The sequence below is a fragment of the Cyanobium sp. NS01 genome, from assembly GCF_014280235.1.
GTDB lineage: Bacteria > Cyanobacteriota > Cyanobacteriia > PCC-6307 > Cyanobiaceae > NIES-981.
Genome location: NZ_CP047940.1, coordinates 1,582,705 through 1,592,435, shown reverse-complemented (window position 1 = coordinate 1,592,435; position 9,731 = coordinate 1,582,705). Strand labels below are relative to the sequence as shown.

Annotated in this window: 10 protein-coding genes; 3 read left to right on the top strand and 7 right to left on the bottom strand. The window is 65.1% G+C overall.

Annotated features, from left to right (window positions below):
• The first annotated feature begins 93 nt into the window (after positions 1-93).
• On the top strand, positions 94-315 hold the full coding sequence (locus CyaNS01_RS08310) for a type II toxin-antitoxin system VapB family antitoxin (protein ID WP_186696674.1): 222 nt from the start codon (positions 94-96) through the stop codon (positions 313-315).
• The gene (locus tag CyaNS01_RS08305) at positions 312-701 is read left to right on the top strand and encodes a PIN domain nuclease (RefSeq protein WP_186696673.1); all 390 of its coding nucleotides are present in this window, start codon (positions 312-314) and stop codon (positions 699-701) included. Before CyaNS01_RS08310 ends, CyaNS01_RS08305 begins: the two co-directional genes overlap by 4 nt.
• Before the next feature lie 16 nt (positions 702-717).
• On the opposite strand, the gene CyaNS01_RS08300 is transcribed toward CyaNS01_RS08305, so the two are convergent.
• Genes CyaNS01_RS08300 through CyaNS01_RS08290 form a run of 3 tightly spaced genes read right to left on the bottom strand, consistent with a single transcriptional unit; the run spans position 718 to position 3,997 of the window.
• Positions 718-1,902 (bottom strand): LysM peptidoglycan-binding domain-containing protein, encoded by a 1,185-nt coding sequence (locus tag CyaNS01_RS08300; protein ID WP_186696672.1) that lies wholly within the window; start codon positions 1,900-1,902, stop codon positions 718-720.
• A gap of 3 nt (positions 1,903-1,905) precedes the next feature.
• Positions 1,906-2,403, bottom strand: a complete 498-nt coding sequence (locus CyaNS01_RS08295; protein ID WP_186696671.1) for a hypothetical protein — start codon at positions 2,401-2,403, stop codon at positions 1,906-1,908.
• A gap of 16 nt (positions 2,404-2,419) precedes the next feature.
• Complete coding sequence (locus tag CyaNS01_RS08290; RefSeq protein ID WP_186696670.1) at positions 2,420-3,997, bottom strand: DUF4055 domain-containing protein; 1,578 nt, start codon at positions 3,995-3,997, stop codon at positions 2,420-2,422.
• Positions 3,998-4,276: 279 nt separating this feature from the next.
• On the opposite strand from CyaNS01_RS08290, the gene CyaNS01_RS08285 reads away from it, so the two are divergent.
• Complete coding sequence (locus CyaNS01_RS08285; RefSeq protein ID WP_222934175.1) at positions 4,277-6,397, top strand: AAA family ATPase; 2,121 nt, start codon at positions 4,277-4,279, stop codon at positions 6,395-6,397.
• A gap of 49 nt (positions 6,398-6,446) precedes the next feature.
• Here CyaNS01_RS08285 and CyaNS01_RS08280 read toward each other — a convergent pair whose 3' ends face one another.
• The 4 genes from CyaNS01_RS08280 to CyaNS01_RS08265 are packed head-to-tail and all read right to left on the bottom strand — an operon-like array spanning position 6,447 to position 9,728.
• On the bottom strand, positions 6,447-7,157 hold the full coding sequence (locus tag CyaNS01_RS08280; protein WP_186696669.1) for a sigma-70 family RNA polymerase sigma factor: 711 nt from the start codon (positions 7,155-7,157) through the stop codon (positions 6,447-6,449).
• On the bottom strand, positions 7,154-8,797 hold the full coding sequence (locus tag CyaNS01_RS08275) for a terminase (protein WP_186696668.1): 1,644 nt from the start codon (positions 8,795-8,797) through the stop codon (positions 7,154-7,156). Before CyaNS01_RS08275 ends, CyaNS01_RS08280 begins: the two co-directional genes overlap by 4 nt.
• Positions 8,794-9,327 (bottom strand): hypothetical protein, encoded by a 534-nt coding sequence (locus CyaNS01_RS08270; RefSeq protein ID WP_186696667.1) that lies wholly within the window; start codon positions 9,325-9,327, stop codon positions 8,794-8,796. Before CyaNS01_RS08270 ends, CyaNS01_RS08275 begins: the two co-directional genes overlap by 4 nt.
• Positions 9,324-9,728: a hypothetical protein gene (locus CyaNS01_RS08265; protein WP_186696666.1), complete on the bottom strand. Its 405-nt coding sequence runs from the start codon at positions 9,726-9,728 to the stop codon at positions 9,324-9,326. The genes CyaNS01_RS08270 and CyaNS01_RS08265 overlap by 4 nt, the downstream gene beginning before the upstream one ends.
• Positions 9,729-9,731 lie beyond the last annotated feature (3 nt).

The following is a 9,731-nucleotide window of genomic DNA, read 5'->3' as shown; positions in this document are numbered from 1 at the left end:
CCATCCGGGCTGCGCTCGCAGTTCCTGTTGCCAGCCGGCCCGATCCCGGATGTGTATAGCCGCCCTACGCTTTACACATCGCCCATGGGGCCCATGCGTACCAACATCGTCATCGACGACGCCCTGATGAAGCAGGCGATGCAGGCCAGCGGGGCCCGCAGCAAACGGGAGGCGGTCGAGCTGGGGCTGCGCACCCTGGTCAAGCTGCAGCAGCAGGGCAAGATCCGCTCCTTCCGCGGCCAGCTCCGCTGGGACGGTGATCTGGACGCCCAGCGCCTGGACGCGCAGACCGAGGCGACTGAGCAGCAGCCGTGATCGTTGTCGATTCCTCGGTCTGGATCGACTTCTTCAATGGGGTGAGCACCCCCGAGGTGGAGCGGCTGGATGGATGGCTCGGGGTGACACCGCTGGCGATCGGCGATCTGATCCTGGTGGAGGTGATGCAGGGCTTCCGCACCGAGCGCGACGTGGCCACCGCCCGGCAACTGTTCCGCTCCTTGGCTCTGCTGCCGATGCTTGGTGGCAGCAATGCCTGGAAGGCAGCAGAGAATTACAGAACGCTGCGCCGCCAGGGAATCACGGTGCGCAAGACGATCGACGGGATCATCGCCACCGCCTGCATCGAGGCCAACCTGCCGCTGCTGTTCAGCGACCGCGACTTTCAGCCCTATGTCGAGCACCTGGGGCTCGAGGCGGCATGAGCCGCTGGGCTCTCCATCAGCCCGCCAGCTCGGGCAGCTCATCCAGCACAGGAGCAGACCGCCTCGCCGGCAGATAGATCCACTCCCCGGCCGGCAGGGGCGTGGAGGGCAGATAACCGGGCACCAGCAGCTCCAACCCCGCAGGAATCGGGGTGGTGGACCGGTACACGGGCAGCAGCAGGGTGGTGCCAGCCGGCAGCGGTTCCTCGCTGGGCCAGCTGCTGAGCTCCGGGTTGAACTGGCGCAGCAGGGTCAGGCTGAGCTGCTGGGCCGCGGCCACGCTGCTCAGGGTTTCGCCCTCGGCGGTGACGTAGGACTCGCTCTGCTGCAGCACCGGGTTGAGGCTGCGCAGCTTGGCTTCGGTTGTGCCGTGCCGACCCGCCAGCACCGCCAACGAATCGCCTTCAGCCGTCGTGATTGTCTGGGTGCTCTCGAGTTGCGGGTTGATCCGCCGCAAGGTGGCCACGGTGGTGCCGTAGCGCTCGGCGATCAGGTTCAAGGTGTCGCCGCCTCTGAGCACCAGCACGCTGTGGGGCCTGAGCACCAGCTGGATCGCTTCCCCCAGCAGCGGCTGCACCAGCAGGCCGATGCCACCGGGGCCGTAGTCCGCCCCGAAGTGCATCACCTGGCAGCCAGCGAACTGGGCCCGGCCGCCAATGGGCAGTCCGCCCTGGGGCGAGAGCTGGGCCAGATCTCCCAGCCACATCACCCCCTGGCAGGGGGCCTGCACCGTGCCCAGCAGCGTTGGGTCCCAGGGCAGCGGAGCCTCGTCGCGGAAGCCTGGGGTGGCCCAATCGAGCTCGGCCGCCAGCCAATCGAAGGTGTTGTTGGTGCTCACTGGCAGGATCGCCGCCCGGCAGAGGTAGCCGCGCAGCAGCACGTCCCCGGGGTCGGTGAGGGCGGTGTCGTTGTAGCCGCTGACGATGCCGCTCTGCTCCAGGAAGCAGTCGATCACGTGGCGGCGGATGGGAAGCGGATTGCGGCTCTCGGGCCGGTCCACCTCAAACAGGCAGAGACGGGCATTGGCATAGGGCTGCAGCGCCAGCCACAGGGGCAGAGCCCCGGGGGGAGCAGCCGCGGGCTGGGCCAGCCCGCTGTCGATCGTTGGGGCAGCAGCAGGCAGAGAGACCAGCTGACCCCACAGCGGCGCACCCCGCAGGGGGTTGAGGCCCTGGTTCAGCGGTGAGAGGGGCTGCTCCATCACTCAGCTCCGCACCAGGGTTCCCTGGAAGGGATCCGCATCGATCACTCGCCAGTTGGACAGCCGCGGCAGCAGCAGCGCCAGCTGGCCGATGTGCTGGCTGCGATGTTTCCCCAGCACCACCGCCGGCGAGGGGCCCGCAGGGTTCCACTCGCTCTCGGTGTCCTCCAGCAGCAGCTCGGTGGCGTACTCCACCACCGCCAGCTTGCTCAGCGGCAGCGGGTTGGGCACCACGCCACCGGCCACGCCCTTGCGCTTGGTGCGTACCGGTCCATTCACCTCCGCCGGGGTCAGCGCCGCCAGCTGCTGGTCCAGAGCGGCGATGGCATCGAGGTGGCCCTGGGCCGTGCACACCCCCGTGGGGTAGTGGGTCTGCAGCTGCGCCATCTCCCGGTTCAACGCCGCCAGGGCAGAACTGGTGACCGGAATCGAGAGAGCGATGCGCAGGGCCTCGGCATCACCGTGGCGCCAGGTGCAGGTGAGAGTGGAGGACTGGGTCATGCCCTCCCTTGCCAGCTCAGCCGCCACTGCCCCCGTTGGGCTCGCCCAGCCCCAGCTGCTGGCGCAGCTCGGCGCCGTCGATCACCCCCCGCTCATGCAGCACCAGCCACTCCTGCACCGAGGGCTGGGGTTTGCGTGGTGGCTGGGGTGGCACCAGCGGGCTGATCTCCACGCTGCAGGCCGGCGTCTCTGAAAGCTTTTCGCCGGTGAGGCGGGTCCACTGGCGCAGCAGGGTGCTGAGCATCGAGCTCTTCTGGCCTGCCAGCGACTGCAGCACCGCAAAGCTCTGGCCGGCGGTGAGAGAAATCTCCAGCTCCGTGCGGGCGGGGCCGTGGCCACCGGCAGGGATCAGGGCATCGCGACGCATGGCTTCTTCCAGCTGCTGCAGGTAGGCCCGGTGCTCGGCCAGCGAGCGCGCTTTTATTTCGACCCACTGGAACTTGGCGCCCTCCGGCAGGTCCATGAAGGAGGAGGTGGAGAGCACCAGGCGCTGGGGGCGTTGGGCATCTGTGCCACCGGTAGATGAATTCGAGCCCAAAGCGCCATCACTGCGGCGGAAGCCGTAGACATCCACCAGGCCCGTACGTACGCCCACTGGCAGGGCGGTGCGTGACAACAGATCCTCGTAATCGCTGCGGCAGCGGTAGTGGTTGAGGTACTGGTGGGCCAGGCCCAGGTGGGGCAGGTCGCCCTCACCGAAGGCGGTCCCATCCACCGAGTACCAGAGGGCCGGCAGGTCAAAGCGCTGGGGCAGCAGCGAAGGCTCGCCCACCGGCATCACGTCGTAGCCATCCACGGCGCCGGGGTTGGGGTTGGCCTGCCAGCTGTACAGCATCAGGCCGTCATCGGTGACCGAGAGGGTCCGGTACAGCCAGGCCTGTGGATCGGGCACCAGACCGCCGTGGGCGTCGATCAGCACCGTGGGCACGGCGGCATGGTCGCTGGAGTAGCGGGGCGGCAGGGCCTGGCGGCGCGGCTCACGCCAAACGATCTCTACCGGTCCCGACGCTGGGGCGCCTGTGGCGCCATCGGTAGGCAGGCGCCAGTTGAGCAGGTCTCCCCGGGGCACTAGCTGCAGCCGCGGCAACGAAAGCCGATCGCCCTTGGCGAGGGCCTCCAGCCAGTCGCCTTCCGAGGGCCAGCGGTGCTGAGGCGGCAGCTGCAGGATCAGGCAGCCGCCATCTCGCAGGGTGAGCAGGTCAGCCAGAAACAGGAACACCCCCAGGTCGGTGCCCTGGCCATCCACATCGGTGGCCACGCGGCTGAGGGAATCGGGAAGCTCCTGCCAGTTCAGCCGCGACAGCATCCCGGCGTAGGTGCGCAGAGCATCGCGGTAGAAACCGGTGGGCCGAGCCGCCTCCAGACGCTTGAGGTAGCAGGTCTCGGGCTCCTCGATGCCGCGGGGGAGGTACACCGGCCGGCGGCTGGTGCCGTCTGGGAGTTCGAGCAGAGTCCAGCAGTCGTAGACCAGCTGGAGGCGGTCGCGAAGTCCAGAGAGGGTGGGGTGTTCAAGCCAGGGAGGCTGCTCACTGGCAGGGGGCTCAGGAGCGACCGTGGCTGAGGTCCGGGTGCGACTGCGGCGACGCGTTTGCACGGTGCAAGGAGACGGTGCAGGCTCTTGCCAGGGGCAGAAGGAACAGCACCAGGGGGGGGAATACCCGTAGCCGGCGAAGACCCTTCAACAGAGCCGCTGTACCAGACCCATTGACGGACACGGTGCCTACCCTGGGCTGAGATACGAAGCATGGTTCTTATGCGGCCACATCAAGGCACTCAGGACTCACTGCGAGGCCAAAGAAATAAGAGCTCGGCCGGCCAAGGCGCATGGATGTGCAGTCTTCACACAATCAACTGGGGTCGCTGAGTTAAACCGATGCCGATCGAGATGAAGCTCACCAGATTCCGCGTTACAGCCTTTCGCTCCGTGGAGGACAGCGGGTGGATCGACGTGGACGACGTGACCGCACTAATCGGAACTAACGAATCAGGAAAAAGCAACCTCTTACTCCCTCTCTGGAAGCTGAATCCTGCCAAGGAGGGAGAGATCCACCCGACGTCCGACTTTCCTCGAAAGCACTTTACGGCCTTCCGCAACGCTAATCCTAAACCTGTCTTCATCGAGGCCGAGTTCGCAGTCCACGGGGCTTTACGTACACATCTCGCCCGCAAAGCCGGACTCAGCGAGGACTTAGTCGAGAAGGTGACTATTCGGCGCCGCCTCGATGGCAGGCACGAGATCGACTTCCCCCTCGCCCCACAGGAGCAGACCGTTCTCGTCGAGGATCTTGCCGCTCTCTTAGAGTCGGCAGCCAAAGATATCGCTTCGGCAAAGCAGATGAAAACAGAACAAGGTGTTTGCTCGAGCATTCTCGATTCCATCACTACTGCTCAAGATGCTCTACCAGAAGAGAGCGAGTGCGGCCTTGATAATGTTTCAGAACTGCGCGAGATTTTATCGAGCGTGAGCCTTCAGGGTGCCCCAAAGACCAGTGCCGTAATCCCGCGCTTTAAGCGACTCCAACAGCAGATCGAAGAGCACTATTCATCAGTATCGAGGGATCACCCCAGCGACTCTGAGGAGGTCAAGAAGTTAATCCTTGGCAGCCTTCCAAAGTTCGTCTATTACTCGAACTATGGGAATCTCGATTCCGAGATATATCTTCCACACGTCATCCAGAACCTGAATCGATTGGAGGGTCTAGGCCAGAAAGAGCGTGCGAAGGCAAGGACCCTCAAGGTCCTTTTTGAATTCGTCGAACTCCAGCCCACTGAAATTCTTAGTTTAGGTAAGGATATTCACCCACCGGGCCAGCAGCCTTCCGAGGAACAGGTAGAGCAGTCCGCTCAGAAGAAAAAGGAGCGGAGTATCTTGCTTCAGTCTGCCTCTACGCGGCTCACCGAGGAATTCCGGCGCTGGTGGAAGCAAGGCGACTATCGCTTCCGATTTGAGGCAGACGGTGACCATTTCCGAATCTGGGTTGCAGATGACCGTCGTCCCGAGGAGGTTGAACTGGAAGGCCGCAGTACCGGCCTTCAGTGGTTTCTCAGTTTTTACCTTGTCTTCTTGGTGGAGAGTCAGGACACACATTCGGGCTGCATCCTGCTTCTTGACGAGCCAGGTCTTTCGCTGCACCCTCTGGCTCAGCGCGATCTTTCCGACTTTTTCGATGGGCTGGCTGAGCGAAATCAGTTGATGTATACTACACACTCACCCTTCCTGGTGGACGCCGATCGCCTAGATCGTGTCAGAAAAGTCTTTGTTGCGCCTGACGGGACGAGTAAAGCTACATCTGATCTTGGCGCTGATGGTGGCGACCCGACCAAACGGGGCGCTGGCTACGCTGTCCATGCAGCGTTGGGGTTGAGTGTCGCCGAGGGTCTCTTGATTGGATGTGATCCAGTGATCGTAGAGGGCCCCTCCGATCAGCACTACCTCGCCGCAATCAAGACGATTCTCATTCGGAATGGGTTACTCAGTCCTGTACGCGAGATCGTATTTCCCCCCGCTGGAGGCGCGAAGGGGATCAAAGCTATAGCGAGCATCTTGGGGGGACGCGACGAGAGACTCCCCATGGCGCTCCTCGACGGCGACGAACAAGGCACCCGCTCCGTGCAGGCACTCCGGACGGGCCTGTATGCGGCGGATGCCGATCGGGTGCTGCAGGTCAGCTCGTTTGTCGACATCAACGGAGCCGAGGTCGAAGATTTAATCCCAGCTGGCATTATCGCCAAGATTGTCGATAGGATGATCCGTGAGCCTGAGACTCCCTTCGAAAGACGTCATGATGCAAATAAACCCATCGTTCCACAGATCGAGGCATGGGCGAATGAAGGTGGTGTGGCGCTGGTGAAGGGCTGGAAAGTAGAGCTTGCGAAGCGAGTGAAGCGTGCCCTGCTTGACTGCGAGCCAGTTCCCGAAGCGACGTTACAAGTTTGGCAGAACTTATTTGAGCGCTTCAAACCAAACCCAGAGACACACTCGTTGACTGCCTAACAACAGCAATCATGTGCCGTCGCTTCTCGACACACCTGTTGAAGGAGATTCATTCAACAGGAAAAGCAACCACCCGTACTGAGCAAGCATCAACGATCTGAATCCACTGCAGGCGGCTGATCCCTATTCGCTCAAGCATCTCCTCCACATCTACTCCTGAGGTCAGCAACCGCTGCCCCCGCGCATGCAGCTCCCGCCAGGTCGGCGGAACCTTCAGCAGGAAGCCGTTGTCCCGCAGGAAGTGGGTGATCTCCCCATTGGCGTAGGTGCGGCCATAGGGCCGGAACGGACCCCGTGATGGGTCATAGCGCCGCGCCGCTTTGATCAGCCCGATCATCGCCAGCTGCAGCAGATCCTCCTTGGGGTGGATCGTGCGCCGAGCGAAGTTGCCGGCGATCTTCTCCGCCAAGTCCCTGTGCTGCAGCGCCAGGGCATCGGCAGCGGCATGAGGCCGCACAGGGCGCTGACGGCGTGGCCGGCAGTGGGAAGCCTGAGCAACCTGGCCAGCCTGGGGCCGGGACCGGTGTCGAACGGGCTGCTGCCAGTTGATCTCCAGCTGCTGCGCACGGGCATGGCACGCCGGCCGGCGGTAGCGCCTTTGCTGCAGCATTCGCTCCGCCCCAGCGGCATTGCCCACCAGCACCACCGTGAGCGGCAGCGCCAGCTGCACTGCAGCAGGAGTCAGCACAGCAGGGCGTGGGCTCTCCACTGCGGAAGGCTTGGGATTTTCCCGCACTGCGGACACCATCGGCACGCTCACCGGCTCACCAGCAGCGGTGTCACCAACGGCTGGATGCCCTGGGCCTTCCAGTAGCGGCCTTCAAGCCACAGGGCGCCGTGGCAGAAAGCATCCACCAAGTCCTTGCTGCCCTTGGGGAAGCGGATCGCTTCCTCCACCAGCGGCTGGGCGCGGTGGTGAAAGCGAATCTGCCCGGCCTCCACCAGGGGGGCAACGGCATGGGCGCGGGTTTCCTTGCTGCCGCGGGCGGTGATTGGCAGCATCCCCGGCACGCGGCGCCTGAGCGTCTGCAGCACTGCCGGGCCGTTGGCGGCGTCCTCGATGAGCACGGCATTCGGCCGTAGGCCCTGTTGCTCCAGGGCCTCCAGGCAGCCCAGCAGGAAGCGGATCACCTCGGGTAGACCAAAACGGTGCCGGGCCGCCCAGAGCACCTCGATCTCCAGCTCCTTTGGCGCCGTTGGGCCCTGAGGTTCACCTGATCGGGGGATGGCAAAGCGGGCTGGTGGTGCCAGCAGGCCGGCCAGGCAGAAGCCGCAGTAGTTGCTCTCCGCTTCCCCCTTGAAGCTCAGGTCACACGAGAGGACCAGCAGGGCGTACTGACGCTGGCGGCCGTCCGGCCGAGGGAACGGGGGCCTGATCCACTGCCTCAGGAAGATCGATCCCGTCGCCGGGCTGGGCCGCTGCTGATAGAGCGCTGCCCACCAGTAGGCGCCGAGGCGGGCGCGAATTTTGATCAGTTCCGGCAAGGGGAACCGCTCAGGGCAAAGGGCTTCTCCCTGCTGGCGCCAATCGGGGATCAGGGTGCAAGTGGGCGGCAGCTTGGGGCGATCGGCCGGGTCCTCGGCGATGGCCGGCAGATCGAGCACGGTCCAGTGCTGGGGGGCCTCGCCCAGCTCCTGCTCCAGCAACCAGCCGATCACGTCCTGGTGGTCCCAGCGGGTGAGCACCACCACCTGGGCCGAGAGGTTCGGCTGTTCCCTGCCATCCGGACCCAGCACCGAGGCCGGTTCGGCGCGGGTGAGCCACACCGAGCGCAGCCAGTCGATCAGCTTCTGCCGCAGCGCCGGAGAGGCGGCATCGCCAGGGCCCTTGTAGGGGTCGTCGATGATTCCCAGGCTGTAGCCCTTGCCGGTGAATGGGCCATCCACGCCAGCAGCGATGCAGCCGCCCCGCTGGCGGGTGAGCCAGTTGCCCACCGCCGCCGAATCACGGGCCAGCAGATGCCCGGTCACCCGGTAGAAGTGGCGCGCCTCTCTGGAGTGGGCATAGGCCAGCTCCGCCGAGTAGGAGGCGATCGCCGCGAACAGGTGCGGGTAACGCTGCAGGAAGTAGGCCGGGAACAGCTTGGATACCAGCAGAGATTTCCCAAGCCGCGGCGGACAGGTCACGATCAACCGGCTCAGCTGGCCATCGGCCACCTGCTGGAGCAGCTCGATCAGCACCTCGGCCCAGCGGTGGAAGCCGTAGCGGGGGTAGGCCTCGGCGATGAAGCTGCGCAGGCTCTGAGGTTCCGTTGGCTCGGCAGCAGTGGCCGTGGGGAGGTGCAGCAGGCCGCCGTCGCCCCAGGGGTCGAGCTCGCTCAGCAGCAATCCGCCTTCTGCAGGGACCTGTGGCGTGAGCACCGGTGCTGGCATCGCGGTGGCGGTGGTACTCGCCGTCATACCCGTGGCTCCGGCGGCTTGATCGGTGCCCGCAGCAGGCCACCGATCTCGGCAATCACCCGGAAGGCGCCGACCGCTGCGTTGAACTGCTCGGCGTCCATCGCCCGCCTGGCGCATTCATTGAGGGCAAAGATCTGCTCGGCCTGGTGGCGGCGGCGGTCGGAGATCAGCTCCTCCACCATCCGCTGCCGCGCCAGTGCCAGATAACGGCTCACCGTTTTGATGTTGGTGATTCCCCAGTTCTGGGCGGCTTTTTCCCTGATTACAGCCAGCGGTAGCCGCTGCGCGACCCACAGCTGCGCCTCCGCGATGCGGGTCTCCACCTCCATATGGGTGGCGCGGGGCTTGTGGGTTTTGCTGCGGCGGCCCCGCGGCGGGTTGCCCTTGCCCACCGGCCTGCTGGGGTCGGCGGCAGGCCAGATCGGGTTGCCTTCGTCGTCCTGCTGGGGCGGAGCAGCACGCAGCTCCTCCAGCGACTCAGCGCCCGCGTCTGAGCAAGCGCCCGCTGTCGGTGGCTGCTCGAGGCTCAAGCTCCACCTCCACTACTGGGCGGCAGATCAGGGAGCGCCGTCCCCTGGGGCGACTGCCGCAGGATCCAGCTCACGTAGGCAGCCCATTGCTGGGGAGTGAGCACCACCCGCCAGGTGCCTCCACGGAAGCGCACCAAGGTCGCAGCGAACGGAGCACCGGCATGGACGGACTGCAGCGCGGCCTCCTCGGGCTTGGTGCGGGCCGCGGCGGCGGTGTTGGCCCAGCTGGCTACCTGGATCACATGTCCCGGCACGCCATCGAGATCACCGGTGTCGCCGCCAGCACTGGTGGTCCGTCCTGCTCCCAGGCGGCGGCGCACCGTCATCCCCAGCAGCTCGCTCAGCAGGAGCGCCGCCTCCCGCTCCGCCGCATCCCCCTTGCGCTTCTGGGGATTGGCCATAGC

Excerpts from the sequence above, each read along its gene's own strand:
- CyaNS01_RS08265 (WP_186696666.1), bottom strand. The coding sequence starts at position 9,728 with ATGGCCAATCCCCAGAAGCGCAAGGGGGATGCGGCGGAGCGGGAGGCG.
- CyaNS01_RS08295 (WP_186696671.1), bottom strand. The coding sequence starts at position 2,403 with ATGACCCAGTCCTCCACTCTCACCTGCACCTGGCGCCACGGTGATGCC.
- CyaNS01_RS08300 (WP_186696672.1), bottom strand. The coding sequence starts at position 1,902 with ATGGAGCAGCCCCTCTCACCGCTGAACCAGGGCCTCAACCCCCTGCGG.
- CyaNS01_RS08275 (WP_186696668.1), bottom strand. The coding sequence starts at position 8,797 with ATGACGGCGAGTACCACCGCCACCGCGATGCCAGCACCGGTGCTCACG.
- CyaNS01_RS08285 (WP_222934175.1), top strand. The coding sequence starts at position 4,277 with ATGCCGATCGAGATGAAGCTCACCAGATTCCGCGTTACAGCCTTTCGC.
- CyaNS01_RS08310 (WP_186696674.1), top strand. The coding sequence starts at position 94 with ATGCGTACCAACATCGTCATCGACGACGCCCTGATGAAGCAGGCGATG.